Origin of the sequence: Paraburkholderia sp. 32 (assembly GCF_050435345.1) — a bacterium.
Taxonomy (GTDB): Bacteria; Pseudomonadota; Gammaproteobacteria; order Burkholderiales; family Burkholderiaceae; genus Paraburkholderia; species Paraburkholderia tuberum.
On sequence record NZ_JBNDKD010000002.1, the window covers coordinates 607710 to 634015 of the forward strand.

22 protein-coding genes and 5 pseudogenes are annotated in these 26306 nt (G+C 60.2%); 6 read left to right on the top strand and 21 right to left on the bottom strand.

Annotated elements, in window-relative coordinates; translation table 11 throughout:
- Positions 1-33: 33 nt before the first annotated feature.
- From OKW26_RS18145 to OKW26_RS18170, 6 genes are read right to left on the bottom strand one after another with little or no spacing between them, the layout of a single operon-like run.
- Positions 34-942 (bottom strand): GTP-binding protein, encoded by a 909-nt coding sequence (locus tag OKW26_RS18145; RefSeq protein WP_429354632.1) that lies wholly within the window; start codon positions 940-942, stop codon positions 34-36.
- Positions 939-2117 (bottom strand): CaiB/BaiF CoA transferase family protein, encoded by a 1179-nt coding sequence (locus tag OKW26_RS18150; protein ID WP_429354633.1) that lies wholly within the window; start codon positions 2115-2117, stop codon positions 939-941. Before OKW26_RS18150 ends, OKW26_RS18145 begins: the two co-directional genes overlap by 4 nt.
- Positions 2114-2578 carry a cobalamin B12-binding domain-containing protein gene (locus OKW26_RS18155; protein WP_429354634.1) on the bottom strand — a complete coding sequence of 155 codons (465 nt, stop codon included), beginning with the start codon at positions 2576-2578 and terminating at the stop codon, positions 2114-2116. Before OKW26_RS18155 ends, OKW26_RS18150 begins: the two co-directional genes overlap by 4 nt.
- Positions 2575-4200: an acyl-CoA mutase large subunit family protein gene (locus OKW26_RS18160; protein WP_429354635.1), complete on the bottom strand. Its 1626-nt coding sequence runs from the start codon at positions 4198-4200 to the stop codon at positions 2575-2577. The genes OKW26_RS18155 and OKW26_RS18160 overlap by 4 nt, the downstream gene beginning before the upstream one ends.
- A 45-nt stretch (positions 4201-4245) precedes the next feature.
- A complete protein-coding gene (locus OKW26_RS18165; protein WP_429354636.1) occupies positions 4246-5064 on the bottom strand; it encodes an enoyl-CoA hydratase/isomerase family protein in 819 nt (272 codons plus the stop codon).
- 11 nt (positions 5065-5075) lie between these two features.
- Complete coding sequence (locus OKW26_RS18170) at positions 5076-5807, bottom strand: IclR family transcriptional regulator (protein ID WP_429354637.1); 732 nt, start codon at positions 5805-5807, stop codon at positions 5076-5078.
- Positions 5808-6100: 293 nt separating this feature from the next.
- Here OKW26_RS18170 and OKW26_RS18175 point away from each other — a divergent pair, with 293 nt between their 5' ends.
- Genes OKW26_RS18175 through OKW26_RS18185 form a run of 3 tightly spaced genes read left to right on the top strand, consistent with a single transcriptional unit; the run spans position 6101 to position 9099 of the window.
- Positions 6101-7387 (top strand): MFS transporter, encoded by a 1287-nt coding sequence (locus tag OKW26_RS18175; RefSeq protein WP_429354638.1) that lies wholly within the window; start codon positions 6101-6103, stop codon positions 7385-7387.
- A gap of 31 nt (positions 7388-7418) precedes the next feature.
- Positions 7419-8288, top strand: coding sequence for an amidohydrolase family protein (locus OKW26_RS18180; protein ID WP_429354639.1), 870 nt, complete (start codon positions 7419-7421; stop codon positions 8286-8288).
- Positions 8289-8319: 31 nt separating this feature from the next.
- A complete protein-coding gene (locus OKW26_RS18185) occupies positions 8320-9099 on the top strand; it encodes a class II aldolase/adducin family protein (RefSeq protein ID WP_429354640.1) in 780 nt (259 codons plus the stop codon).
- An 18-nt stretch (positions 9100-9117) separates the two neighbouring features.
- Here OKW26_RS18185 and OKW26_RS18190 read toward each other — a convergent pair.
- Positions 9118-9708 (bottom strand): annotated as a pseudogene (locus tag OKW26_RS18190) (TetR/AcrR family transcriptional regulator).
- A 51-nt stretch (positions 9709-9759) separates the two neighbouring features.
- Here OKW26_RS18190 and OKW26_RS18195 point away from each other — a divergent pair.
- Positions 9760-10492: pseudogene (locus OKW26_RS18195) on the top strand (IS6 family transposase).
- A gap of 39 nt (positions 10493-10531) precedes the next feature.
- Here OKW26_RS18195 and OKW26_RS18200 read toward each other — a convergent pair.
- The 14 genes and pseudogenes from OKW26_RS18200 to OKW26_RS18265 all read right to left on the bottom strand — a co-directional run bounded on the left by OKW26_RS18200 (position 10532) and on the right by OKW26_RS18265 (position 24102).
- Complete coding sequence (locus OKW26_RS18200; protein WP_429354641.1) at positions 10532-11116, bottom strand: hypothetical protein; 585 nt, start codon at positions 11114-11116, stop codon at positions 10532-10534.
- Positions 11082-12063, bottom strand: a pseudogene (locus tag OKW26_RS18205) (AAA family ATPase). The gene OKW26_RS18200 and the pseudogene OKW26_RS18205 overlap by 35 nt, the downstream one beginning before the upstream one ends.
- 391 nt (positions 12064-12454) lie before the next feature.
- Positions 12455-12607, bottom strand: a pseudogene (locus tag OKW26_RS18210) (phospholipase effector Tle1 domain-containing protein); the annotation flags it as partial.
- A gap of 162 nt (positions 12608-12769) precedes the next feature.
- Positions 12770-13993 carry an anthranilate 1,2-dioxygenase system ferredoxin--NAD(+) reductase gene (andAa, locus tag OKW26_RS18215; protein WP_429354642.1) on the bottom strand — a complete coding sequence of 408 codons (1224 nt, stop codon included), beginning with the start codon at positions 13991-13993 and terminating at the stop codon, positions 12770-12772.
- Entirely contained in the window at positions 13983-14306 is a 324-nt protein-coding gene (gene andAb / locus OKW26_RS18220) for an anthranilate 1,2-dioxygenase ferredoxin subunit AndAb (protein WP_429354643.1), read from the bottom strand. Before andAb ends, andAa begins: the two co-directional genes overlap by 11 nt.
- 10 nt (positions 14307-14316) lie before the next feature.
- Complete coding sequence (andAd, locus tag OKW26_RS18225) at positions 14317-14790, bottom strand: anthranilate 1,2-dioxygenase small subunit AndAd (RefSeq protein WP_429354644.1); 474 nt, start codon at positions 14788-14790, stop codon at positions 14317-14319.
- A 20-nt stretch (positions 14791-14810) separates the two neighbouring features.
- Positions 14811-16082 carry an anthranilate 1,2-dioxygenase large subunit AndAc gene (andAc, locus tag OKW26_RS18230; protein WP_429354645.1) on the bottom strand — a complete coding sequence of 424 codons (1272 nt, stop codon included), beginning with the start codon at positions 16080-16082 and terminating at the stop codon, positions 14811-14813.
- 78 nt (positions 16083-16160) lie between these two features.
- Positions 16161-17282 carry a porin gene (locus OKW26_RS18235; RefSeq protein ID WP_429354646.1) on the bottom strand — a complete coding sequence of 374 codons (1122 nt, stop codon included), beginning with the start codon at positions 17280-17282 and terminating at the stop codon, positions 16161-16163.
- 209 nt (positions 17283-17491) lie between these two features.
- Positions 17492-18730: a dienelactone hydrolase family protein gene (locus OKW26_RS18240; protein ID WP_429354647.1), complete on the bottom strand. Its 1239-nt coding sequence runs from the start codon at positions 18728-18730 to the stop codon at positions 17492-17494.
- A 50-nt stretch (positions 18731-18780) separates the two neighbouring features.
- Complete coding sequence (locus OKW26_RS18245; protein ID WP_429354648.1) at positions 18781-19494, bottom strand: SDR family oxidoreductase; 714 nt, start codon at positions 19492-19494, stop codon at positions 18781-18783.
- 57 nt (positions 19495-19551) lie between these two features.
- Complete coding sequence (locus OKW26_RS18250) at positions 19552-19854, bottom strand: zinc ribbon domain-containing protein (protein WP_429354649.1); 303 nt, start codon at positions 19852-19854, stop codon at positions 19552-19554.
- The gene (locus OKW26_RS18255; RefSeq protein ID WP_429354650.1) at positions 19851-21017 is read right to left on the bottom strand and encodes a thiolase family protein; all 1167 of its coding nucleotides are present in this window, start codon (positions 21015-21017) and stop codon (positions 19851-19853) included. Before OKW26_RS18255 ends, OKW26_RS18250 begins: the two co-directional genes overlap by 4 nt.
- Before the next feature lie 10 nt (positions 21018-21027).
- Positions 21028-22383 (bottom strand): MFS transporter, encoded by a 1356-nt coding sequence (locus OKW26_RS18260; protein WP_429354651.1) that lies wholly within the window; start codon positions 22381-22383, stop codon positions 21028-21030.
- 99 nt (positions 22384-22482) lie between these two features.
- A complete protein-coding gene (locus OKW26_RS18265) occupies positions 22483-24102 on the bottom strand; it encodes an ATP-dependent acyl-CoA ligase (RefSeq protein ID WP_429355252.1) in 1620 nt (539 codons plus the stop codon).
- A 96-nt stretch (positions 24103-24198) separates the two neighbouring features.
- Between OKW26_RS18265 and OKW26_RS18270 the strand changes: the two genes are divergently transcribed.
- On the top strand, positions 24199-25146 hold the full coding sequence (locus OKW26_RS18270) for a LysR family transcriptional regulator (RefSeq protein WP_429354652.1): 948 nt from the start codon (positions 24199-24201) through the stop codon (positions 25144-25146).
- 551 nt (positions 25147-25697) lie between these two features.
- Positions 25698-26301 (top strand): annotated as a pseudogene (locus tag OKW26_RS18275) (IS630 family transposase); the annotation flags it as partial.
- Positions 26302-26306: the final 5 nt, after the last annotated feature.

The following is a 26306-nucleotide window of genomic DNA, read 5'->3' on the forward strand; positions in this document are numbered from 1 at the left end:
GTCGTTGTGCGGGATGGTGTCGCTACACTGGCGTCATCCCGAACCGCCTATCTGCTTCGCGATGCACGCATATAGCTCGGCAACCGACGCGGTGCGCGCGTCGGCAGGCAACGTATCGATGAGTTCGGCCACGCGGCGCGTCAGCAGACTGCGCACGTGAAAGCGCTTGCGCAGCTCTTCTGCGCGCGCCGTGTCCACATTCTCGGCACGCCAGTGCGTGTGGGCGTCAATTGCGGAAGAGAGTTGCGCAATCGATGCTTGATCGTTTGCACGCGTCAACACGACGGGCACAACGCGCCGCCCGTTCGCGCGATTGCGTTCGAGCACGTTGCCGATGTCCTGCGCGACGCGCTCGGCGCCCGGCAAATCGCATTTGTTGATAACGACGATATCGGCTGTCTCCAGCACGCCTGCTTTCATCGCCTGGATCTGGTCGCCCGAGTGCGGGCCCATCGTCAGCACGAGCGTGTCGACGAGTGCGCGTGCGCCGTTTTCGACTTGGCCCACGCCAACCGTTTCGAGCAGGATTTCCGCGAAGCCGTCGGCTTCGACGGCGGCGAGCACGTCGGCGAGATTGTCCGAGAGGCCATCGGCGGACCAGCCGCTCGGCAGCGAGCGGATGAAGACATCCGTGTCGGCGAGCACGGCGTCCATCCTCACGCGGTCGCCGAGCAGCGCGCCCGATGTCGTGGGGCTGCTCGGGTCGATGGCGATGATCGCGATCGGTTCGCCGCGCGCCGCGCGCGCCTTCGCCACGCGGCCGATCAATGTGCTCTTGCCCGCACCCGGCGGCCCTGTGAAGCCGATGCGACGCGCGGGCTTGATGTCACTGTCGCGCAACACGTGCAACGACTCGGCGACGCTCGCGCGCGCGAGCTTCGACAGATCGCGCGCCAACTGACGGCGCGCAACGCCGGCAGTGGCATCCGTTGCGCCACTCATGTCGACACCTCGCCGCACCACGCCGCCGTGTGCTCGCCCAAAAGCGGCGGCACGCCGTACCGAGTGTGAACGCCGTCGATATGAATCGGATTGCCGACCACCTTCAACGGCCCCGCTTCCGATTCGATCTCGACAACAAGCCCGCGCGCCTGCGCCTGCGCGCTCCCAAGCGCCTCGGCAATCGATGCGAGCCGCGATACCACCACGCCCGACGAAGCCAGCGCATCGAGCCAATACTGCGTGGTCTCGCCCGCGAACAGTGCGGACAGCGCGCCGATCACCGCGTCGCGATGTGCGCGCCGTTCCGCCATCGTCGCGAAGCCTGTCTGCGTGATCCACTCGGGATGCCCGACGCGTTGCGCGAAGATGCGCCAGAAGTTGTCGTGCGTGATGAACAGCATCAGCCAGTCGTCGCGCGTGCGGAACAGTTGCGCCGGCACGATATAGGGATGCGACGACAGCGCATGCCGTGAAGGCCGCTCGCCGCCGTTGAGCGCGGCGCCTGCCACGTAGTTGAGCTGCGACACCATCACGTCGAACATCGCGATGTCGACCTGGCCGCCGCGCCCTTCGACGATCTTCGCCAGCAAGCCGACGGCACCCATGATGCCCGTCGAGTTGTCGACGGTCGAGAAGCCGGCCTTGGTCGGCGGTCCATCGGGGTCGCCCGTCAGATGCATGATGCCCGTCAGCGCCTGGATCACGTAATCGTAGGCGGGCAATTCCGCATGCGGACTGTCGAGACCGAAGCCCGTCAGCGCGACGCAGACGATCCGCTCGTTATGCTCGCGCAGCCGGTCGTACGTGAGGCCGAGTTTGCGGATCGCGGACGGCCGCAGGTTCGTCACGAGCGCGTGCGCGTCGCGCACCATCGCCGCGAGCGCATGCTTGCCCGTCTCGCTCGCCAGATCCAGCACGACGCTCTGCTTGTTGCGGTTCAGGCTGGCGAAATACGCGTTGTGCGGGCCGATCGCATGCGGACTGATCGAACGCCCGATGTCGCCCTCGGGCGGCTCGATCTTGATCACCTCGGCGCCGAGGTCGGCCAGCAGCATTCCGCAGTACGGGCCCATCAGCATGTGCCCGATCTCGATCACGCGAATCCCCGCGAGCGGTCCGCCGGACGCGCGGCTCTGCGGCGCTTCGTCGGGTGCGGCGAAACCGGGCGCGTTCATCCGAGCACCTTCGCGACGGCATCGATCACGTCGTCGAGCGGCATGTCGCTCGTGAATACGCCGCGTATGCCCGCTTTCAGGAACGCCGCGCGATCGTCGGCGGGAATCGTGCCGCCGACGAACACGGGAATCGCGCCCGCGCCCTGGTCGGCGAGCAGTTCGACCGTGCGCGCGACGAGTTCGTTATGACTGCCCGAGAGTATCGACAGTCCGACGGCATCGACGTCTTCATCGACGGCAATCCGCGCGATGTACTCTGGGCTCTTGCGCAAGCCGGTGTAGATCACGCTTGCGCCCGCGTCACGCAACGCGAGCGCGATCACTTTCGCGCCGATATCGTGGCCGTCGAGTCCGGGCTTGGCCACGAGAATGCGCTTACCCTTGAGCGGCGCGTGCAGGCTGCGGACTGTTGCGCCGGCAGCGGCAGACGGATCGGCGGACTTGCTGCTCGTGCTGTTCATAGATGGACCGGCTCCTCGAATTCGCCCCATTGCTCTTTCAACCGCGCCACCATTTCGCCGACGGTCGCGTACGCATGACAGCAATCGACGAGATACGGCATCAGGTTGCCGTCTTCGCGCGCGGCCGCCGTGCTCAGCGCATCCAGCGACTTTTGCGCTTCCATCTGGTTGCGCGTGTCGCGCAGCCGCTCGAAACGTTCGACGACAGTCGCGCTCGCCTGCGGATTCAGATGGAACAATTCGCCCGGCTGCTCGACCTGGTTCTCGCGCCGGAAGCAGTTCTGCCCGACGACGAGCCGCTCCTGATCGTCCGTTTCGCGCTTGCGCTGCAGCGCGCTCTTTGCGATGCGCAATTGCAGCCAGCCGTCTTCGATCGCTTTCACCGCGCCGCCGTACGCGTCGATTTCGTCCATCAGTTCGCGGATGCGCGCCTCCGTGCGATCGGTCAGTTCCTCGACGAAGTACGAGCCGCCTAGCGGATCGACCGTGCGCGCAATGCCGCTTTCGTAGCCAATGATCTGTTGCGTGCGCAACGCAAGCTCGGCGGAGAATTCGGTCGGAATCTGAAACGCTTCGTCGTATGCGCAGGTGAACACCGACTGCGCGCCGCCCATCACGGCTGCACACGTTTCGATCGCGACCCGCACGACGTTGTTGTACGGCTGCGCCGACGTCAGCGATGAGCCGCCGCACACGACGCCAAAGCGGAACATCTGCGCCTTCTCGTCGTCGACACCGTAGCGCTCCCGGATGAGCCGTGCCCACACGCGCCGCCCCGCGCGAAACTTCGCGACCTCTTCGAAGAGGTCCATGTGCACGTAGAAGAAGAAGCTCAGACGGCGCGCGAACTTCGCGACATCGCCGCCGCGCGCGACGACGGTATCGACATAGGCCAGCCCGTTGGCAAGCGTGTACGCCATTTCCTCGACAGCGGTGCACCCCGCGTCGCGCATATGCGCACCCGCAATCGAAATCGGGTTGAAACGCGGCGACACCTCGTTCGAGTACAGGATCGAATCGGCGATCAGGTGCATCGATGGACGCACCGGAAAAATCCAGGTGCCGCGCGCCACGTACTCCTTGAGGATGTCGTTCTGGATCGTGCCCGTCAGCTTGTCGCGCGGCACGCCCTGCTTGTCCGCGCACGCGACGTACATCGCGTAGATCATCGCCGCCGTGCCGTTGATCGTGAAAGACGTCGAGATGCGGCTCAGATCGATTCCCTGGAACAGCAGTTCCATCTCGGACAGGTTCGACAGCGAGACGCCGACCTTGCCGATCTCCGAGCGCGCCATCGCATCGTCGGGATCGAGGCCGCACTGTGTCGGCAGATCGAGCGCGACAGAAAGCCCCGTCTGCCCCTGCTGCAACAGAAAGCGGTAGCGTTCGTTCGATTCCTCTGCCGTGCCGAAGCCCGAGTACTGGCGCATCGTCCAGAGTCGTCCGCGATAGCCGTCAGGGAAGATGCCGCGTGTGAATGGAAACTGTCCCGGCGCGCCGATGCCGTCCGTGCCGTTCGCTTCGCTGGGACCGACCACGACGGGCACATGCAGTCCCGACGGCGTGCGGTCGGGATGCGGCATCGCTATCGCTTCGTCGAGTTCGGCTGCGCTTGACTTCATGCTGTGACGCTCCTTTCTTGCGGTGGCTGAACGGCACGACTCGGACTAGGTTTTCGAACCGCCTGCCGCCGATGTGCGCTGCCGGTCGAGAAACTTCTGCGCCTGCTCCCAATGCGCGGGCGCCGTCCATGTCGCGACGAAAGCCGCGCGTTCGGCAGCGCGCGTGGCTTGCGACAACGCGCTTCGATGCGCAGCGGCAATCTGCTTCATCGCGCGAATGACGTGCGGCGGGCGGCCAACGAACGGCTTCACGAATTGCGCGACACATTCGTCGACCGATTGACCTTGCGCGCACACGTCGTCGAGTAGACCTAGCGTCAGCGCTTCACTCGCTTCGAGCACACGCGCTTCGGCAAGCACGCGCATTGCGCGCGCCGGGCCAAGCAGCGCGAACAGATCGGCGGCGCCGCTGAAGCCTGTGGTGATGGCGAGCGTCGCCTGCACGAAGCCGATGCATGCATGTGCTGCCGCGATGCGGTAGTCGCACGCGATCGCCAGTTCCGCGCCGCCGCCCAACGCCGTGCCGTTCAATGCGGCAATCACGGGCACAGGCGTCGCGCGGATCGCATCGAGCGCGGCGGCCGCGTGATCGAACAGCGCACCAGCATCGGCGTCGCTGCGCAGCGCGTCAAATTCGCGCAGATCGCCGCCCGCCGCGAAGCTGCGATCGCCCGCCGCCGACAGCACGACGGCGTGTAACTCCGCGGCATGTGCAGCATCGGCGAAGGTTTCGCGTAAGGCGTCGAGCGTCGCGCGATTCAGCGCATTGCGCTTGTCCGGACGGTTGATGGTCACGTGCAGCACACCGCCGCGCACGCTCGTCAGGACAGCCGATTCAGTCGCGTCCTGTCGCTCGCTCGACATTTCGCCGCTCATCAATGACCCCCCGCTTCGATCGAACGTTTCGCCTCTAGCAGCACCGCGCCGATCCGCTCGATCTGGTCTTCCATCCGGTGGCGCGGGCCGGCGACGGCAATGCCCAGCACGTCGCGATTCACATCGACGGGCACCGCGATCGCGAACACGTCGCTGACGCTCTCGCCGCGCGTCACGAAATAGCCCTTCTCGCGCGATTGCGCGATGTCGTCGAACAGGTCGTCGGCGGAGGTCAAGGTGTTGTCAGTGACGCTCGTCAGCGCGGCCTGCGCGAGAAAGCGTCGAAGTTCGCTTGCATTGACACGGCTCAGCATCGCCTTGCCGATCGAAGTCGAATGCAGCGGCTTCAACGCGCCCGCCGCCGAGCTGTAGCGGATCGTCTGCGGCCCTTCGAGCACGCTCAGATAGACGATCTCGTCATGCTGCCGTTTGCCGACGATCACGGTTTCCTGCGTCGCGTCGCGCAACGTCTGAAGCTGCGGCTCGATGCGTTCGAGGTAGGGATCGTTGGCGATGATTTTCGCGGCCATGTCGTACAGGCGGCGCGTCGGGAAGAGGTCCTTTCTGCGGCTCGTCAGGTACAGATAGCCGCGTTCGAGCAGCACGCGCACGATGCCGTGACTCGTGCTGACAGGCAAACCGGCCGCCTCGGCAAGTTCGCTGAGCGTCATCGGACGCCCTTCCGCCTCGAATGCTTCGAAGATGCCCAGTGCTCGATCGGTTGGCTTCATTTTCGTATGTTCGAAAAATAATTTGTCATTTCGAAATTCAGTATAGGCCAAACGCTGGGTTGCGCCAGCACTGGCTGCTCATGGAAAGCCCTGGTGCATGCTTCGGAAAGCTGCGAAGCCTTGCTGTACAAGCTCTTGACGCGCTTTCGACGACGTTATTCGCTGCTCGACCCTTTCTTGACACCGCAAAAACTGACTTCTATAGTCAATCCATATATTAGAAATTACTTTCGAAATAGCGAAAAGTAAAGGTCGGCGGATCAGACACGACCCGTATCGGCAAGGAGACAGACATGTGGATGACGGAGCTCGACAAGACTGAGCGGCGCACCATGGCCGGCTGCTTCCTTGGCTGGACACTCGACGCGCTCGACGTGCAGGTCTACAGCTTCGTGATTCCGGCGCTGATGGTCGGCTGGCACATCACGGCTGCCGAAGCAGGCGTGCTCGGCACGGTGACGCTGCTGGCGTCGGCGGTCGGCGGATGGTTGAGCGGGCTGGCCGCCGACCGCTTCGGGCGCGTCGCCGTCTTGCAGGCGACGATTCTCTGGTACGCGGTCTTCACGTTCGCGTGCGGCTTCACGCAGAATTACGAGCAGCTCTTTCTCTGCCGCGCGCTGCAAGGCTTCGGCTTCGGCGGCGAATGGGCGGCGGGCGCGGTGCTGATCGGCGAGACGGTGCGCGGCGCGTACCGGGGCCGCGCCGTCGGTATCGTGCAGAGCGGCTGGGCCGTGGGCTGGGGCATGGCCGCGCTGCTGTTCGGCCTGTTCTTTTCGATCATGCCGGAGCAACTCGCGTGGCGCGCGCTGTTCTGGGTCGGCCTCGCACCCGCGCTGCTGGTGTTCTGGGTGCGCCGGCACGTGCCTGAATCAGCTGTCTTCACGAAGGGCCGACGCGAGCGGCGCAACCGCGGCATGCTGCGCCAGTTGCTCGCGATCTTCCGCCTCGACTATCTGGCGACGACGCTCAGGGTCTCGGCGCTGGCGACAGGATCGATCGGCGGCTCTTACACATTCCTGATCTGGCTGCCGACCTACCTCAAGACGACACGCGGCCTGTCGATCATCGGCACCACGGGCTATACGACCGTGATGATTCTCGGCGCGTTTGTCGGCTTTATCCTCGGTGCGTATCTGGCCGACTCGATAGGGCGCAAACGAACGTTCATGGTCAGCGCAATCGGTTCAGCCGTGATTCTCGCCGCCTACATGTTGATGCCGATCAGCAACGGCGCGATGCTCGTGCTCGGTTTTCCGCTCGGCCTCTGCGCATTCATGATGTTTTCGCCGATGGGCCCGTACATGACCGAGCTGTTCCCGACGCGCATGCGCGCGGCGGGCCAGGGCTTTTGCTACAACTTCGGCCGCGGTATCGGCGCACTCTTTCCCGCGCTGGTGGGCAAGCTGACGAGCGTGATGGGACTGGGCAATGCGATTGCGGCGTTCGGTATCGCGGCTTACGCCGTCATGCTGCTCGCCGTGCTGCTGTTGCCCGAAACGCTCGGCCGACCGTTGCCCGACGATGCCGAAACGCCGCTGCAGACCGAGGGCGGCGCTGCAAACAGCTATACGCCATCCTGATACCGACACGTTCCGCCAACGCCACCGACACATGTCCGCAACTTGCCAGGCTCCACGCACGGCCATCAAGACGCCCGACCAGAAGGCACCGCCCGGCGCGTGCGATTGCCATATTCATGTCACCGGTCCGTTCGAGCGTTTCCCGCTGAGCGAGCGCCGCGCCTATACGCCGCCCGAGGCAACGCTGGCCCAGTACGAACACGTGCAGGACGTCCTCGGAACGCAACGCGTAGTGATCGTGCAGCCCAGTTTCTACGCCACCGACAACGGCTGCACGCTGGATGCCGTCGCGCACTTCGGCGTGCAACGCAGCCGTGCCGTTGTGGTGGTCGCTCCGCAGATCGGCGATGCGCAACTGCGGCAAATGCACGAAACGGGCGCGCGCGGCGTGCGCGTCAATCTGGTGACGCCGGGCGGCCCGCCCGTCGATCATCTGATGCAACTCGCCGACAAGATCGCGCCGTTCGGCTGGCACGCGCAGATCTACGCGAACGGCGAAGATCTGCCCGATTTGCTGCCGATCCTGCGCCGCCTGCCCACCGATGTCGTCATCGATCACATGGGACAGATACCCGCCGCGTGGGGCATCGCGCATCCCGCGATCACGGCGTTGCGCGCGCTGCTCGACGGCGGACGCGCGTGGTTGAAGCTGTGCGGCTATCGCTGTTCGAGCGTAGGCTATCCGTTTCGCGATGTCGACGCACTCGCGACGCTGCTGGCGCGCGTCGCGACGGAACGGTGCGTGTGGGGCACGGACTGGCCGCATCCGAATTTCGAAGGCACGATGCCCGACGACGGCGAGCTGCTCGATGCATTGATGCGATGGGCGCCTTCAGCACAGGCGCAACAACGCATTCTCGTGGACAACCCTGCCGCGCTCTACGGGTTCGACCCGCAATGAGCGCGCGATCCGTTGAGTACTGGAGACGAACATGCTGATGGAACAACAGATGCCGTCGAATGCGAAGTCGATGGTTTCCGAAGCCGAGTGGAACACGCGTGTCGATCTTGCCGCGTGTTATCGGCTGATGCCGTATTTCGGATTGAGCGATCTCGTATACAACCACATCACGGCGCGCATCCCTGGCGACGAGACGCGGCTGCTGATCAATCCGTATGGCTACATGTACGAGGAGATCACGGCGTCGAGTCTGATCACGATCGATATCGACGGCAACGTTCTTTTCAATCCGAACGAAGGCACATACGGTGTCAACGCTGCCGGTTACGTGATTCATAGCGCCGTGCATAGCGCGCGGCACGACGTGAACTGCGTGATCCACACGCACAGTCGTGGCGGACTCGCTGTTTCGGCGCTTTCGTGTGGGTTGTTGCCGCTCACGCAAACAGCGATGCGCTTTGGCCCCGTCGCGTATCACGACTATCAGGGCGTCGCGATCGACCTCAAAGAACGCAAGACGCTCGAGGAAGACCTGGGCCATGCCGAGGCGATGATCCTGCGCAATCATGGGCTGCTGGTTGCGAGTGCATCGATTCCGCAAGCCTTCAATGCGATCTACTGGCTCGAGAACGCATGCCGCGCGCAAGTCGACGCGATGGCATGCAATACCGAGCTGCATTTGCCGCCTCAGCATGTGATCGACAAGACCGCGCATCTGTACAAGCCGGAAACGCGACGCCCCTATGGCGAAATGGAGTGGCCCGCGATGCTGCGGTTTCTCGATCGACGGGACCCGTCGTATCGAAACTAGACGCAGGGCGGTCACCCCTTATCGCGCAGCCCGCTTTGGCGTTTTCGGCTGCTGCTTCTGGGACTGCCAGCTGTCGTCGTCGAGCAACCGGTCAAACAGGCGATTGATCATCGTTTGGGGCAATGGCGCCAGTCCAAGCAATGAATTGAACGCTATGCCGCTTGCAGCGAAATAGCGAAGCAATGAAAGCTCGAGGTCGCCCGACTCGCGCTGGAGTGCTTTCATCCTGTCTGCATCCGCCGCTTTCGAGTCGTCGAGCAAGTCCGGACTCTCGACCAACGCTGCCAGCACGGCTCGCGCGACCGAATGCGGCTGCTTGATGGACTCCCGATAGACGGCTATATGCGCCGCGAGATCCGGTTCGGCTTTCTTGCCTGCTTCCTTCGCCAGGTAGTCGAGCCGGATCTGTTCAAACTGTTGCCGCTGATAATCAAGCAGCGCTGTAAGCACACCATGCTTGGTGCGGATGCAGCCGCCCCCCCTTGCTCACGCCACTCTCGCGCACAGCGAATCGAATGTAAGGCCACCCACGCCTTCTCGCGCAAGGATTGTGAATGCGGCCTCAATAGCCTTCTTGCGGGTCGTCTCGGAACGGGTCTGATTGTCCATTGATCAATAAGGCACTGTCACATTGGCGACGCGCTCGAGTAAGATACCGTGATGAACAAGACGAAATCGCTATATTACGGTCATCGCTTTCCGGCGGTCGTCATCAGTTGCGCCGTGCGCTGGTACTTCCGGTTCCAGCTGAGCCTACGCGACATCGAAGAACTGCTGTTCGAGCGTGGTGTTGTCGTCAGCTACGAGACTATTCGCCGCTGGTGCGACAAATTTGGCGCGGACTTCGCATCTCGCGTCAAGGCTGCTCGCCGCAAGCCCGGCACCACGTGGCATCTGGACGAAGTGTTTGTGACCTTGCGCGGCGAGCCTTACCTGCTATGGCGTGCGGTTGACGAGCACGGCGCAGAACTCGACGTCCTATTGCAGAAACGGCGGGACAAGGCGGCCGCCAAACGGTTCTTCAGGCGAGTGCTTCTTTCATGTCCTGTGCCCGCGCAAGATCGTTACCGATCAATTACGCAGCTATCCGGCCGCCAAGGCCGACATCCCCGAACTGGCGCACGTGAAACACGTGTTCGTCAAGGCTGCCGCACGCGTAAATAATCGGGCCGAAAACAGTCACCAACCCACGCGCGAACGCGAGCGCCGCATCCGTGGCTTCCGCGAGCCGAAACGGACTCAGGCGTTCCTGTCAAGCTTCGGTCCGATCCGGCAGCACTTCGCGCTCAAGCGACATCTGCTGCGCGCTTCGCTCTTTCGCAAGCAACTCGCCCAACGCTTTGCCGCATGGCATCGTTTCACCGAGCTCGCCCAAAATCCGTCAGCTGTCTGAGCCAACACGCGTGCTCTGCTGTTTTGCGCCATCAGCAAGTCAACGTGACAACGCCCCCCTGACCCCGTAACTTGCGCGGCAGTATGCGCAGCGATACGGCGCCTCCAGAAGCTGGACGCTGGCGAGACACTGCGCCTCGTAACCACAGCGGCGACATGCCGTTTCCAGCGGCTGGCGATGCGCCGGGCACATGCCTACGCCTTCCATCTGATGGAGTACGCTATGGTAGCCACGCGCTACGCAGCGGTGACAGTAGCGAAACAGTCCACTGTAACGGCGTCGATGTGACGGCAGCAACAGAGATGTCCGCAGCGTTTTCATCGGCACGGCAAGCGTGTCGCGTAGTCGCTGGATATCGACCGTACCCAATTGCGGAACGATGCCTTCGTGCGGATCGATATCCGGTCCCATCAGACGCGCGACGACGTGCCCGGGCAGCGCATCCGCCTTCTCGAAGTTCCAGACGATCGAGATGAGCGATTCGCAGGGATGGAGCCACTTCCTGTTGAAGACGTAACCCAGCGAGGGCGTCAGCCTGCGTTCGTCGAGCGTGAGGATCGGAAAGCTCGGCGCTCGCAGCACCGGACCGTTACACGGTGGCGACGAGCACGCGTCCGGTTGCATGACGTGACTGCACATAGCCGCAGTGCTGTACGGCGTGAGTCCACAGCGCGGGTTCCGGACAGTATTGCAGACTGTCCTTGACTTCGCTTTCCTTCAGCACGATCTCGACAACGCGCGCAAATGATTCCATGGCGATTTCCAGCCGGCCCGGCAGGTTCGCCTTGTTGTGCGCAGCCTCGAACGCGCGCCACAGCGCGTCCGCGTCACTGACCAGCCGATACCCTGCATCGAAACCCTGCGGAATATAAAAGCGCGTAAAACTCCAATCGCTGCCTTCCGGGTAACCGGTCTGGTCGTACCTGTTCAGACACGTCGCCACGTCCTCGGCGTTGCGGATGCCGTAAAACGCCAGCTCCTCGACCATCAGTCGCGCGACGATCTGTGTCTTGCCGGCGACCTGCATCGCGGTCTTCTGCGCGAGGAGCTCCTGCTGGCCCACCAGAAACGTGAATAGCTTGATATTCTGCCGGTCGAGTGCGTCGTGAACGTCACGCAGCCACTCGTATTCGTTCTCGTTGTAACGCTGTGCTTCGTCGCAAAAGAGGAGCACGGTGCCGCTGCCGGCCCGGGCCGCCGCCTCGCGGATTCTCAGCGACAGACGCATGCGTTTCGAGGGATTCGATCCGGCGTTCGGGTCCGGGTCGCCGACGGCCTCGAGCAGGTTTGCGAAGAATGGGCCTTCGGCGTGCCGCGGCTTGTGTTCGCACTGCGCGTGATAGCTTGTCATCTTCGGATAATTGCGCGCGAGCAGCAGACGCACATACTCAATCGCGCGGGTCATGCCGATCCGCGCTGGCCCGTAGATCAGTGCCCCCATTGATCCGGTAGCGTAGACACCGGACGACCAGCTCGTAGAGCGCCTCGATCGCGGGCGTGGCGATGCGGTAGTTGCCAGACGCCAGTGGCTGCAGCGACGGATCAATGGGGCGTGGTTTCTGAAGCGACATGATGCCTCCCATGCAAACGACAGGGTTAAAAGACCTGGCCGGTACCGATGGAAAGTTTCTTTGGACGCACCGGGGCGCGGGGCGCACGCACAGTTGGGGCAGAACCCAGCAGCCGCATGGCATGGGCAAGCTGTGTGGCAGCCTTACGTGTCTTTTTCGCCTGCGCGAGCTTTTCCTGTACGTACGTTCCGATCGGATTGGCCTCGCCCCCGACATGCCCACGCCGTTTGCCCCCGTGCTTGCGGATCTCCTGGCGCAGTTTGAGGTTGTGCGGCACCACGCGCCACGCCCCTTGAGCATCGAGCACGACGGTCAACATCAAGGACAAGATCGCGTACTCCGCTTTGCAGAACATTGTCGACTCGATGGTGAAGGGCAATGCGAAGGGCTGGAACGCGTACCGGACCTCGTGGGCGGCCACGTAATGCACGCACCGCTCGACCTCTGGTGGAATCGCCAGTTCGGACGCCCAGTCCAGATGCAGGGCCGGGCCGCCGACCGACGCTACCGTATCGAACAGGCCCATGAAGGTGATGCGCAGCGGATACGCTGCAGATCCTTCCCGACCCAGCACCGTTGTCCATCTTTATCGACGCACCGCGAATAAGGTGCAGACACGTACGAGACTGAGACCAACGAGGATGATGTCTGTGAATCACACGCGTGATGATTTGCACAATTAGACTTTTCGGGTCGTCGAAATAGCCTAAAGCAATGAGCGCAAGGGAACAGTCGGGTCAGCCAGTTTTGTTGGGTCTAGCGGCTTACGCGTGGTTATCAGTCGTTTGCATGCGCTGATGTCGCGACCGGAGTTCACCGCGGCCACCGCCTGTAACTCCCCAGACTCGCCCAACGCCATCAGGCTGAACGCGCGATCACCCGCTGTGCCTCGCGTCACCAGCCTCTGACTGTCAGTAAAAACGCCTAGCGTTTGCAGATTACAATCGTGCTGATCGGACCACAGCCACGGTATTTCCGCATAGCTTTCCGCACCGCCAAGCATGTTTGCAGCCGCAATCGCCGGTTGATTCTCAGCGACCTGCCACGACTCGATGCGCACGTGCCGCGCCATCAGCGGATTAAAATGCATTGTTACTTCGCCAGCCGCGAAAATCGCCGGGTCGCTCGTTCTGCATTGCGCATCGACGACAATGCCGTTTTCGACGTCCAACTCCGCTTGCGCAGCAAGTTCCACATTCGGCACAACGCCAATGCCGATCACCACCACATCTGCCTCAATATCGCCGTTGTCGGTTTCGATGACCGCACCATCACCATTCGCACTACGTCGAATCCCGAGAGGCTTTACGTTCAGCCGGATATCGGCACCCTTTTCCCGATGCATCGACAGTACAATTTCCCCTATTGCAGCCGGCATCGATCGCTGCAACAGCGCGCCAGCCGGCTCGATAACGACAACCGTACATCCAAGCGTTGCCGCCGACGCTGCGACTTCGAGACCAATAAAGCCGCCGCCCAAAACCACGACGCGCCGGCGCGGCCCCAGATCTGCACGCAACGCGCGAGCATCGGCCACAGTGCGAACGTAGTGTAGCGTTACGCCCTCCTCGACTGGCCCGCTGAAGCGTCGTACGCGAGAGCCTGTTGCAAGCAGTAGGCACTCGTACTCGAGCGTGGTTCCCTCAGCCAGAGTCACTTTTTTTCGCGCGCGATTGATCGACTCGACCCTCAATCCTAGTCGCAATTCGATTCGATGATCTCTATAAAACGCTTCGTCGCGGATAAAAGCACGACGCTCACCTTCGCCACTGGTAAGGACGTCTTTCGACAATACTGGCCGGTCGTACGGCAACTCTGGCTCTGCACCGATCATCACGATCCGCACGTCGGCGTTACGCTCTCGCAGCGATTCCGCTGCACGCCGCGCCGCTTGCCCACCGCCGACGATCACATAAGGTTTATTCGACATGAATTTCCACCTGGCCGTCGACTATCCGGATTGGGAAACTGCGCACGGCTTCCGTCACCGGCGCACAACGCGGCGCCCCGCTGCGAATGTCGATTAGCCCTTGATGCAGCGGACATTCGACACAACCGTCTTCCACATAGCCTTCCGACAAACGCGCATGACCGTGCGTGCACAGATCGTTCAGCGCGAACACTTCTTCGCCGAGCCTGAAAATTGCGATCTGCCTCGAACCAGAGACAATCGCAACGGGCTCACCTTCCGTATAGTCGTCGAGCGCGCCGAGGGTCTGCCAAACGTTGACCAACTGATCCATTGCAACCCCCTCAGATCGGCGTCGCGAGCAAGGTCTGCACACGCGACGTATCGTAAATCGCGCGCTTCGCCTTGTAGCGCAAACCGTCGGGTGTATGCACCACGCGGTCGTAATATTTGCCCGCCTGATACACACCCGACTCGCCGTTGGAAAGCGTCTGGATTACCACGTAGTTGCTTTCCGTTTCGATCACACCGTCTTTCTCACCGGTCACCGTGAGACCCGATGTCATGTGGCGGTAGCTATGTTCTTCATAGATGTTCGCATTGCGCAGCGACACCACACGGTCCCGCAGCATGCGTTGGTTTGTGCAATAGATGATGCCAACTGGCAGACCCATGTCCGCGTTTTCCTTCGGAACGATCTCGTACAGGCAGTCCTCGGTAAACAGCGCCGGCCATGCTTCGAGACGGTCGTTGTCGAGGTTGTTGATGTACTGGTCCTGCAGCCTGTGCAGTTCGAACCACAGCTTCATTGCATCCATGATGCGTTCTCCGTCGACATTCAATAGCCCATCAGCTTCTGGTAACCGACCCAGAACTTGCGGATCAGGCTCTCTGTAATCATCGTGTCATGCTGGTCGGGATTGCCGCGCGACATTTCGATCACCGACGTGGCGTCCGCGTCGCGAATCGTGCCTCGCTGAACGAGTTCGGTGGCTTCCGTGTCTTCCATTGAGATATAGCCCGCGGGGCCGACAAGGTTCGCCTGCTTGAGCCGCAACTCGCGCAACCCGGGGGTGTCGTCGGTGTAGCCGAAGAAATGGAAAATCAGTTCGAAGTTGTTCGGGCCTTTCGGCAGCAACTGACGGGCGACCAGCGTGTTGTGAATCTGCTGGATCACCAGTTGCGGGAAGATCGGTTGGATGTGATTCGTCGTGTCTTCTTCGTATTCGGACACAAGACCGAGAATCGAGTCGTCTTCGAGCGCGAATCCTTCGTCAAATGATCGAATGTTCTGCTGCTTGTATGCGGCCGATGTATCTTCACCGGTCTTCGTCACCGTGATAATGCTGTGAAGGCCGTGCGTTGCATCGGGAATCGACCGTGCCTTCATGCCGACCCGGAAAATATTGAAGGTCGTGTGGAACAGATGCAACATGCTCGCGTGATACGGGTCCTTCACGTTCTCGAAATACAGCTTCCAGTTCGATTTCGAGAATTGACGCGTGCAGCCGAGATACTCGATCGGCTTATGAAAAATACGGTCGATCCACGGGCGCATCTCCGCACCGAGATATTCCGGCAGCGGCGCGACCTCGTCGCTGAACGAGGCGAATACGAGGCCGCGATAGCTGTCGACACGCAGCTTTCTAAGGCTATGATTCTTCGGATCGAAATCCGCCGGCATGCCGGTCATCCCCTTCTGTCCGCGCCGGAACGGCACACCGAGCAGGTAACCGCTGTTGTCGAAACTCCATTGGTGATAGACGCAAGTGTGCGACGTAGCGTTGCCGCGCGCCTTGCGGCACACGGATGCGCCGCGATGTGCGCAGCGGTTCACCCATGCCGACAGGCTGCCCTCTTCGAGGCGGGTGACGACCACCGGTGTGTCGCCGACGAAGGTGCTCTTGTAGTCACCTGGGTTCGGGATTTCAGCTTCGAGTGCAACGAAATTCCACGTCGGGCCTCGATAGACGCGTTCCTGCTCGCGGTCGTAGACGGCTCGCGAGCTAAATACCTTGTAAGGTACCCGGGAACCATCTTCGCGCGGAAACTTGACAAAGTCAGACTCAGGCATGCCCAGCGGAAGCAGGGGTGATTCAACCATTTCCATGGTGGATTCTCCAGTTTGAGGGGGGTGGGGTTCCCCAGAAGTTCTTGATCAAGCGACGAGCGCAGGCTATCGGCTCGGCTAGAATCTTTTCCGGATGCCAAGCCGCAGAGCGAGCTGATTCTGCGAACTCGAAGGGGAAAGAACCGGGGCGAGATCGGCTACGGCGCCGCCACCCGCGCGCATGTATGTTGCGGACGCGTAGACGTCCGTTGCTCTCGAAAGAAGGTAATCGACGCTGGCATCGACCTCGTTATAGTGCGGCGACTTCCCTGTTGCCGATACATTGCCTTGTGTGTAACTGTACGCAGCGCCCAATTGAAGCGTTGGTGTGACCATATAGCTGGCCACCAACTCAGCAATATTGAATGTCACGTGGCCATTGATCTTGGCTCCGAGTGTGGGATCAAGGCCGCCGAATTGCGTGTGCGTCCAATCAGCGGTAAATCGTGCAGAGCCGATCGTATAGGCGGCCGCAAGAGCAAGCACCTTGTAGCTACTAGCCGCGAGACCGTAATTGCCATTGACTGTGTTATTTGGCGTCCATACGCCTTCGGGTACGGCCGTTGCTGGATGGTCGATCGACGTGTAGGCTCCGACCAGTTGCAGACTCCCGCCTACGTATTGAAGAGCAAAGGATTTCGCGCTGTTCTTGTTAAAGTCACCTGGAACACCGCCGAAGCTATACATCGCAACACCGGTCAAACCAGCAATCGTCGGCGACACATACTTGACCGCATTGTTGAGGCGAAAGTCGATGCCGTTATTGTCCAGGTCGCCCGGATGAGGAAACAGAATGCCGCCCGGCAACGTTCCATTTGCGGACAGTGCTCCGATATAATCGCCCACCGCTTCGCCCTGCCGGCCTAATGTGAACGTACCGTAATGATCGTTCGACAGCCCAACATAGGCCAGCCGACCAAACAGGCGTCCGCCTTGACTGAGCGTACCGGTATTGACGTTGAATCCGTTCTCCAGGCGAAAAATGGCCGACGTCCCGCCACCCAGATCCTCAGCCCCCTTAAGGCCCCAGCGATTGCCTTGGGAAATGCTGCCTTGCATCTGGACAGCGCTCTTGCCACCCTGATTGCTCGTCCACGTGAGCCCGTCGTCGATAATCCCGTACAGAGTCACACTACTCTGAGCGAAAGCCGCGCTGCTTACAAGCGACATACCTAGAAGAACAACGAGCCGTTTGTTCACGACTATTCCTTTTTTCAATTTTTCCAAAATACGGTTCGGATACCGAAATGCATTTAATAGATTTTGGAAAACAGATAGGCCTCCATTTCTCAACCGTGAGTCTGGAAATCACTGAGGCTGAACGAACCTTGATCGGCCAAAACCGCAATCGTCCAGGAGACTCTCTGATCGAATTTTTTGGATTCTTGTGCGCGGATACTTGCCCGGTATTAAATCGGCTTATTTGCGCTGGTTTCCCAATTTCGCATCAGCGAATTGCTCGGCAGACTCTCGTCGATCAATTTCTTCGCCGTTGCAATGCCGGCAACCGGGAGCCCCGTGGGGTCAAGCAACCCGATCTGCACGAGCACGGATGCCTGATCCCAATAGATATGCTCGTTGTAGAGTTTGTCGCCCCGGAAGTGCACAACCGCAAGCATTGGAATTTCGAAGTATTTTCCGGTAGGCGACAGCCCCGGGAGCAACCAGTCGATTTCGCGATCATGCGTCGCGCAGAATACGAACTCATCCACGATCCGATCGGCACCGATCGTTCGCGAGACCGGAATGAGTCGCGTGTCAGCCGGGTTAGCATCGACGAAGTGGTATTTATAAAACCGCTTCAGTTGGTCATGGCCTACGCCACCCGTCATGGTCGGAATGTGGTTGACGTAGGGCGAGGCGATCATCGTTGGCATGATGGCGTTCACGTTACGAGTGGCAAATTCGTAGTGACAGTGCGATTCCCATAGCGAATCCAGGTCATATATAGGCCCTAGTATCTTGCGCAACATTGAGAGGCTGCGCGAGTACGCCATCATTGCGGCGGGCTTGTCGAAATGCTCGCGCTCAGAAGTCGCAAACGCGTGATCGCAACCGGGATAGACATATTGTTCGATCGCAGCGTTTGAACTAAGCGCGGCCTGAATCTTCTCGCGGGTTTCCGGGGGACAAAAGGCGTCCTCGCCAGCAAAGTGAAACACCATCGGACAGCGGATCGACGGCACCTCGTGCAGGTAGGCGTCCAGCCCTACGCCGTAGTAGCTGACGGCACAGTCCACATCTGTTCTTGACGCCGCAAGCATCGCCAGTTTTCCTCCGAGACAGTAGCCTAGAGCACCAATCTTGCAGGCATGTTGGGATAGTGCGCGCAACGCCTTGGCGGTGGACTGGATATCGGCGACCGCGAGGTCAATGGATAGTCGCTCGTTGTAGTCGAGCGCTGCTGCAAAGTCCTCGTCGCTGTAGCCGAGCACGACACCGGGTTTCATCCGCCAGAACAGGTCGGGCACCACGACTACATACCCTTCTTCGGCGAATCGGTCGGCCATGGACTTCATATAGCCGTTGATGCCGAAGATTTCCTGCAGCAGGATCAATCCGGGCCCGGAGCCATTTTTGGGCTTTGCAAGGTAAGCGGAAAACGCTTGCCCATCCTCTGCGCTAATCTGGATATATTCGCCGTTCATGATGCTTTCCTTTCGGTCTGGGGTATTTTTACGTCCATATTTGTGGGGATTCAAAATCCTGACAGGCTTTCCTGCAAGGCTCGGCGGTCCGCCGCCAAACCAGCTGCTACTTGCTGCGCCATGGTCCCAATGTAGACTTCGTCGGGACCGTCCCGCAACGCAGCCAGGGCCTCTTCGATAGCCTGCTCGGCCGGAATCTTCGGAGGCGGAAAATCTCGACTCATATCAGTGTCAATCGCACCCGGCAAAAGCGCGAGCACGCGCACACCATAAGGCGCCAGCTCAGCTCGCACGCCTTCCGTCATGCGCAGTACGGCAGCCTTAGATGCACACAGTGACGCCATGGACGGCAATGCAACCCGAGCGAGGATTGACGACACATTGATAATCGCGCCTCGCTCGTGCTTCATGGCCGGTGCAAACGCCCGGATCATGTTGAGCGTTCCAAAATAGTTGACTTCCATCTCTCGCCGCGCGGCATTCAAATCGCGCGCGCCAAGTAGCGGCTCGACGTGATTAATGCCCGCGTTGTTGACAAGCAACGTGACATCGCTGGCAAGAGTTGCCGCTTGCTCCACCTGCACCAGATTCGTAATATCGAGCGTGACCGGCACAACACGCGCGTCCTGCAGCGTGACCATCGAAATGTCTCTGGCTGCTGCGTAGACCTTGCTCGCGCCTTTGTGGAGCAGGCTTTTTACAAAGCACGCTCCTAGACCCCGATTCGCGCCAGTAACGAATGCCACCGATCCCTCAACCTTCATGTCTATCTCCAAACCTTGTCTTCACGTTCCAGCGCTTGAGACGGATAGCGGCCAACCTCACGACGCATGCGCCAGAATCCGATTCTCGCCGTCCATTTCAAGCCGCACCGAATTGCCAGATTCCAGCGGATGCTCCAGGCGAGCCACAACGACCGGACCGGCGCTCGTTATAACGCTGGCGAGATAGACTTCACGAACATCGTCTGCTCCGACGCGGTGACGCACAACGGTCGACTCTCCTACGGTGCCGTCGAGGACCACGCGTTCAGACCAGTCACTGCCGCCACACGTAGGGCAGAAATATCGCGAAGGGAACAGCGTCGATCCACACGTCTCGCACTGAAATACTTTAAGTGTCATTGCACACCTCGTAGCTCGCGCTCAAGTACGACCGCGTTGGCACACATGCCATAACGGTATTCGACCATTCCGTACCCGCTCACGACCGCCAATCTGGCATCTGGAATCTGCCGTGATCCCGCGGCGCCACGTAGCTGCCCGATAGCCTCGACGAGACCGTGCATGCCGCCCGCGGCGCCAGCTTGACCCGCTGATAACTGGCCGCCCGAGGTATTGACAGCAAGCTCGCGCGACGCGATGCGGGAGATCAACGCGCGCAGATCCCCGTCTGGAGCGAAACCGAGATCCGCAAGCTGCGCAAGGACCATGACGGGGTAGTCGTCATAGACCGACACCAAATCCATCTTTTCGGGCGCTGCGTGCGATTGCTGCCACAGCCGTTCGGCGATCGCTTTAAGTGATGTCTCGCATCCATCGCCCGCCTGATGGTCCGCGTTGTAGAGGCATTGCAGACCCCGCACTCGCACGTTCACCGATTGACGTACAAGATCGGCCCGCGAGACGATCACTGCATTAGCGCCGCACACAACCGGAACGCAATCGAACCGGCATAGGGGATCGGCGACCATTGGCGCTTCGAGGTAATCGTCGATCGTTAACCGGCAGCGATAGACAGCCAGGGGATTCAATGTCGCCCACTCGCGCTGTGCTACACATAGGGCGCCGTAGTCCCGTCGAGTCAAACCGTGTTGCTTCGCGTGGCGCTGCGTCAGCATCGAGAAAAGACTGTTTGGACCTCCATTCTGGAGCGGCCGCAACAGGTTGCGCGTCGTCAGGTTGTAATGCTCCACAAGTTGCTTGAAGTCGGCCGGCTCGAAGCGATCGCCAGAAACCAGCGCAACGACGTTCGCGTCGCCATGCTGTATCGCCCGAATCGCATGCTGAAGCAGGTTAATGGCGCTCGCACCACCATGGCAGTCGTCCATGCACCAGCGTGGGCTCAATCCCAGCCGCCATGCCATGTCAATGGCATGATCCGGCCCAAGGGTGAAAGACGCCACGCCCAAACCATCGACGTCTTTCGCCGAGAATCCCGACTGTCCGAGCGCCGCAGCAAACGCCTGTGCAAGCAGATCCGCGGTCGACTCTGTGGTCGCGTGACGCTGGTACTGGATCTCCACGCCAGCCGTGAGCAAAACGTCGTCAAAATCACTGGGTTGCATGGAGGTATCCTTAAGGTCGCTTTTTGCCAGACACGCTGGGCCGTGTTTCCCGAGTGAAAAGCAGCGAGACCACAGTCACCATGGACAGCCCTATCATCAGCAGCGCGACCGGCCAAGCAGCGTGGTAGTGCGCAAGCAACGCAGTCGCTACCAGCGGAGACAACCCACCGGCAAAGACCGAAGCGATTTCGTGCCCTAATGCCATACCCGAGTACCGGACTTCAGTGCTGAAAAGTTCACCCATCAGACTGGGCTGGGTGCCTATCATCGCGCCGTGGCAGACCGCGTTGCCGAGCAGAAACGCAAGCCAGATCAGCGCTGGAATTTGCGTGTCGATGAGCCAGAAGAAAGGAAATGCGATAACCACAAATCCAGCAGCACCGATCATGTAGACCGGCTTGCGGCCAATCCGGTCCGACAGGCGTCCCCACAGGAGCATCGTCACCAGTTCGAGGCTCATGGACACGATGACGCCAGCGAGCATGACCTTGTTGGATATGCCGATGAACTTGCCGTACACGAGCGAGAATGCGAGCACGATGTACGACCCCCCGTTCTCCGCGACCCGCAGGCCCATGGCCATGAGGATTTCCTTCGGGTGCTTGCGAATGACCTCGAACACGGGCATACGAGCCTTTCTGCCTGCGGCTTCGGCCTTCGCGAATTCGGCGCTCTCTGGCAGCCTGGAGCGGACATACACGCCGACACCAAATATCATGATCGACAGCAGGAAAGGGATGCGCCATCCCCAACTCATGAAGGCATCTTTCGGCAGCAACTGCACGAGAAAGAACACAGCCGCCGACAACACGAAACCACCGCCGACACCAATTTGGCTCCAGGCTGCGTAAAAGCCTCGTTTCTCTTGGGGTGCCGATTCGCTGATCATCAGCACGCCGCCGCCCCATTCGCCGCCTGCGGCTACGCCTTGCAACAAACGCAAGACAAGCAGCAGCGCAGGTGACCAAAGTCCGACCTGTGCGTACGTCGGCAAAAAGCCGATCATGAACGTTGCACCGCCCATTATGGACAATGTCCATACCAACGCCGTCTTACGACCGTACCGGTCCCCGATATGACCAAACAGCGCGCCTCCGAACGGCCGTGCGGCGAACCCCACGGCAAAGCCCGCGAACGCGGCAAGGGTGCCGAGCAGTGGATCAGTACCCTTCGGGAAAAATAGCGATCCAAATACCAACGCCGCGGCCGTGCTATACAAAAAGAAGTCGTACCATTCGAGAGCATTGCCCATCACGGACGCAAAAACGATGCGCTTCAGCGACTTGGCGTCGACCTGATCAGGGAGCGCATCGGCAGCATTGGCGGGGTGAGTGGTCGCTGCGGAAAACGTATGCGGGGTTGCCATCTAATTCTCCAGATGTACATCGTTAGTGCGTTGAGACTCGCAAATGCTGCAGCGATATCGAAACCACACCGAAGACAGTTGATGAGAAGCCGGTTCGGATCAAGGACGTTTCAAGCGGTATCCCGATGTCTCAAGATCCCATGTCGTTTCGGTCACACCTATTTCCCGAAGCTTGAATTTTTGAATCTTGCCGTTCTCAGTCTTCGGCATGTCCTCCACAAACGCGAGAAAACGCGGCACTGCGAAATACGGCAAGCGCGGCTCGCAATACCGAATCAGATCAAGCGGCTCCAGCGCTGCGCCTGCCCTCAGGACGACCACCGCCATCACGTCGTCCTCCGCAAGCGGAGACGCCACGGCAAAGACTGCCGCCGTTTCGACAGATGGATGGCTGAGCAAAACCTGCTCGACTTCGAACGAAGACACGTTTTCACCGCGTCTACGGATGGCATCCTTTTGACGATCAACGAACCGGTAGTAACCCTCAGCGTCGCGCACGACGCGATCACCCGTGTGGAACCAGAGGTTTCGCCAGGCTTCAACGGTTTTTTCAGCCATGCCGAGGTAACCGCTCGCAAACGCAAATGGAGCGTCGGCTCGCAGAATCAGTTCGCCAGCCTCTCCATCTGGAACCTGTTGGTCGTTCTCGTCGACCACCCGCGCATCAAAGCCCGCCGCGAGTTTGCCCATATAACCGGGCCTTTGGTTTCCCATACCTCCACTGATCACGCAGTTCGTCTCTGTCGATCCGTATCCGTCGACCAGGCCAATTCCGCAGCGCGTGGTGAATTCCGACTGGAAGTGCGCCGGAACGCCGGGAGCTAACGCGACACGTACCCGATGTGCCTGCTCGTTCGTCGTTGCGGTACGCCCGAGAAGAATTGGCACCATCGCGCCGAGAACGAATGTGACGGTCGCCCGTGTCTCAACCAGCGCGTCGAAGAATCCACTTGCGGAGAAGCGACGGTCGACGACAAGCTCGGCGTCGTGGATCAACGCCTGGAAAAAGCTGTTCAATGCATTCGTGTGGAACAGTGGAAGGCACGTGTATAAGACATCGCCCGAAGCAACGCCAAGGTCGCGCGCCGTATACCGTCCCCACCAGTAGAACTGCGCATGCGGACAGATCACACCTTTCGATAATCCGGAGGTACCGGATGTATAGAGCACGGCAAAAGGATCGCCATCTGAAAGGTCCGCAGCATCGACGGGTTCGCCAGCCGGTGGCATCGGGATCGCACTGATTCGTGCTGGCACGGATTCGGCTGGCTCCGTATCTCCAACCAGCCAAATTGCTTCCAAAGGAAGGTCCTGCGGGTCGAGGGCTTGAACGGCGTCGACCAGACTCGCCTCCGCCACCAAGAGCCGCGCACCACAATTGCGCAGAACGTGTTCGAGTTGAAACCCTCGAGAAGCCGTGTTAATTGGAACCACGACAGCCCCAAGCCAGCCGCAGCCAAGGACGATCTCCATGAACTCCGTGCGATTGCCGCAGAGCAGTGCAACGTGGGCGCCACGTTTGACACCATGCGCCGCAAGCGATCCGGCTCGGCGCGCGGCAATGGTTAGGGCATCGTCACCGGTCCACGTTGTTCTCCGGTCGGAAAAGAGGGCGCGACTTCCGTCCCGCGCCACCCTCGCGGCGAGCAGCGCCGGGAGGGTACGGTCTGTCGCAAACGCCGACTCCTGAAAGCTTTGCTGGGCATCTGTCGTATCAATAATTGCCGTTTCCACAACTGTCTCCTATGCATGTAACGCAGTCTAGGAGTGGGTAAAATATCGGTCAAATTGATCAATTTGCAGTCCCCCATAGATATGAATGATTTTGAAAGAATCGATCTAAATCTGCTCAGGGTGTTCAGCGTGATACTCGAAGAGCGCAGTCTGACGCGCGCCGGGGAGAAACTCGGTTTGTCGCAACCCTCAGTCAGCTACTCATTGGGGCGCTTGCGAGCGCTCTTCGACGATCCACTATTTGTCCGGACACCCGGTGGCATGATGCCTACGGCCAAAGCGTCGCGACTCGCGCTCCCCCTTGGGGACGCAATCGCGGCAATACGGGAGACGCTCAGTCAAAGGGAGCAATTCGATCCACTAACGAGTTCGCGCGAATTCCGGCTGGCAATGTCGGATATTGGCGTGCAGGTCTTCGTGCCGCCTATCTGTGAGAAGTTGCAGGTTGTGGCGCCCAGACTCAGGATCGCGGCGCAATTGGTCCCGGTGGATGAGGTCGAAGAACGTCTGCGGCTAGGTCACCTTGACTTTGCTATTGGGAACCTGTCTGCGCTGAAGCCCGTCGCGAATTCGGCAGTGCTATTTCGCGAACAGTACGTATGCATGACGCGCAAGCGCCCTGGGTTGCCCGCTCGCCAACTTTCACGAGAAAAATTTCTTGAGCTATCACATGTCGCTGTCGATTCGACCGACAGGAGCCACGTCGAAATTAACGACTCGTTGCACGCCCATGGCTTGCACCGGACCATCGCTTTGCGCGTGCCGCACTTCACCGTGATTCCCCAAATTCTTCAACATACGGACTGGATCGTGACATTGCCGCGCGGCGTCGCACGAGCGCTGAATCAATCTGGGCAATTCAGGATATATCCTCTACCAGTCGACCTTCCGGAAATCACGTCAAGGGTGTACTGGCACGCGGCCTTCGAGAAGGACGAGGCCAATCGTTGGTTTCGCGAATTTTTGATCGAGACGTTGCCTTGGATTCCTCCGTCGTCAACGACCCATTTGACGAGGCCGAAGCAGTGAGCCGATGAAGGACGAAGTCTCCTTCAACAAATGCTGTCAATAACGCGACCGGGAGCGATCCGGCGGTCACGCCGCCCCCCTTAATCTGCGGCACGCGTATTTCGGGTCCGTTTTGGCAAATTGATGCCGCTTCGGGTGGGGACGTCCATCCCATTACTCTTGACGTTAGCTCGTTGTATTGCTGACCGCCGCGGAGTGGGTAGTGCACCAAGTGGCAATTCGGCCCGCACCAAACGACAGGTGCGTTAATCTGAAGGTCCTTTGGAGGTAAGGCCGGTAATCGTGAAAAATTCGCCACATCTCGACCTAAAGGCGCCCCGTGATTTCCATACACATTACGACGGTAGCGCGATCTAGGCGCGCCAATGGTTGGCGGTCCGCCCCCAATATTATGTTTATATAGAGCAAATTACTGTTTGTGGTTCGCTCTCGGTCGCGTACCGGCGTGTCAATTGTCTGTTGATCTGCCAATTTTTTCCGGCTAGGCTGGTCGGTCCCTCTTTCGGTTCCGGAGCGGACGACGATGGAACACTGGCGACTGGCATATGGGCATGCCCATGGGACGACCGAAGGCCGAACTGGTGTTGAGTGAAGATGAGCGCTCGCAACTGACTTCGATAGCGCGTTCGCGCTCGATTTCGGCGGCGCTGGTCACGCGTGCGCGCATCGTGCTGGCTGCTGCTGCCGGGGAGCCCAACAGCGCCGTTGCCCAGCGTCTTCAACTTACGGTGCAACGGTGGGCAAGTGGCGTATCCGGTTCCTGGAGCATCGCATCAACGGGCTGTATGACGAAGTACGCCCCGGCAAGCCGCGCACGATTGACGATGAGCGACTGGCTCAACTGATTCACAAGACCCTGCACACCAAGCCAGCGGATGGCTCCGCGCACTGGAGCGTGCGCACGATCGCCGCCGAAACGACTATCTCGCCCACGAGTGGCACCGTTACTTCAAGTTGCTGGGGCTGCAACCGCATCGCAGCGAAAGCTTCAGGCTCTCGACCGATCAGTTCTTCATCGAGAAACTGCGCGACGTGGTCGGCCTGTACCTGAGTCCGCCTGAGAATGCATTGGTCCTGTGCGTGGACCAGAAGAGCCAATGCCAGGCGCTCGAAGAGCTAACGTCAAGAGTGGGGTATGGGCAGCTTGATAGCGTTCGGCT

Coding starts and splice junctions, on each gene's coding strand:
- OKW26_RS18145 (WP_429354632.1), bottom strand. CDS start 942: ATGAGTGGCGCAACGGATGCCACTGCCGGCGTTGCGCGCCGTCAGTTG.
- OKW26_RS18150 (WP_429354633.1), bottom strand. CDS start 2,117: ATGAACGCGCCCGGTTTCGCCGCACCCGACGAAGCGCCGCAGAGCCGC.
- OKW26_RS18155 (WP_429354634.1), bottom strand. CDS start 2,578: ATGAACAGCACGAGCAGCAAGTCCGCCGATCCGTCTGCCGCTGCCGGC.
- OKW26_RS18160 (WP_429354635.1), bottom strand. CDS start 4,200: ATGAAGTCAAGCGCAGCCGAACTCGACGAAGCGATAGCGATGCCGCAT.
- OKW26_RS18165 (WP_429354636.1), bottom strand. CDS start 5,064: ATGTCGAGCGAGCGACAGGACGCGACTGAATCGGCTGTCCTGACGAGC.
- OKW26_RS18170 (WP_429354637.1), bottom strand. CDS start 5,807: ATGAAGCCAACCGATCGAGCACTGGGCATCTTCGAAGCATTCGAGGCG.
- OKW26_RS18175 (WP_429354638.1), top strand. CDS start 6,101: ATGTGGATGACGGAGCTCGACAAGACTGAGCGGCGCACCATGGCCGGC.
- OKW26_RS18180 (WP_429354639.1), top strand. CDS start 7,419: ATGTCCGCAACTTGCCAGGCTCCACGCACGGCCATCAAGACGCCCGAC.
- OKW26_RS18185 (WP_429354640.1), top strand. CDS start 8,320: ATGCTGATGGAACAACAGATGCCGTCGAATGCGAAGTCGATGGTTTCC.
- OKW26_RS18200 (WP_429354641.1), bottom strand. CDS start 11,116: ATGCAACCGGACGCGTGCTCGTCGCCACCGTGTAACGGTCCGGTGCTG.
- andAa (WP_429354642.1), bottom strand. CDS start 13,993: ATGTCGAATAAACCTTATGTGATCGTCGGCGGTGGGCAAGCGGCGCGG.
- andAb (WP_429354643.1), bottom strand. CDS start 14,306: ATGGATCAGTTGGTCAACGTTTGGCAGACCCTCGGCGCGCTCGACGAC.
- andAd (WP_429354644.1), bottom strand. CDS start 14,790: ATGGATGCAATGAAGCTGTGGTTCGAACTGCACAGGCTGCAGGACCAG.
- andAc (WP_429354645.1), bottom strand. CDS start 16,082: ATGGAAATGGTTGAATCACCCCTGCTTCCGCTGGGCATGCCTGAGTCT.
- OKW26_RS18240 (WP_429354647.1), bottom strand. CDS start 18,730: ATGAACGGCGAATATATCCAGATTAGCGCAGAGGATGGGCAAGCGTTT.
- OKW26_RS18245 (WP_429354648.1), bottom strand. CDS start 19,494: ATGAAGGTTGAGGGATCGGTGGCATTCGTTACTGGCGCGAATCGGGGT.
- OKW26_RS18250 (WP_429354649.1), bottom strand. CDS start 19,854: ATGACACTTAAAGTATTTCAGTGCGAGACGTGTGGATCGACGCTGTTC.
- OKW26_RS18255 (WP_429354650.1), bottom strand. CDS start 21,017: ATGCAACCCAGTGATTTTGACGACGTTTTGCTCACGGCTGGCGTGGAG.
- OKW26_RS18260 (WP_429354651.1), bottom strand. CDS start 22,383: ATGGCAACCCCGCATACGTTTTCCGCAGCGACCACTCACCCCGCCAAT.
- OKW26_RS18270 (WP_429354652.1), top strand. CDS start 24,199: ATGAATGATTTTGAAAGAATCGATCTAAATCTGCTCAGGGTGTTCAGC.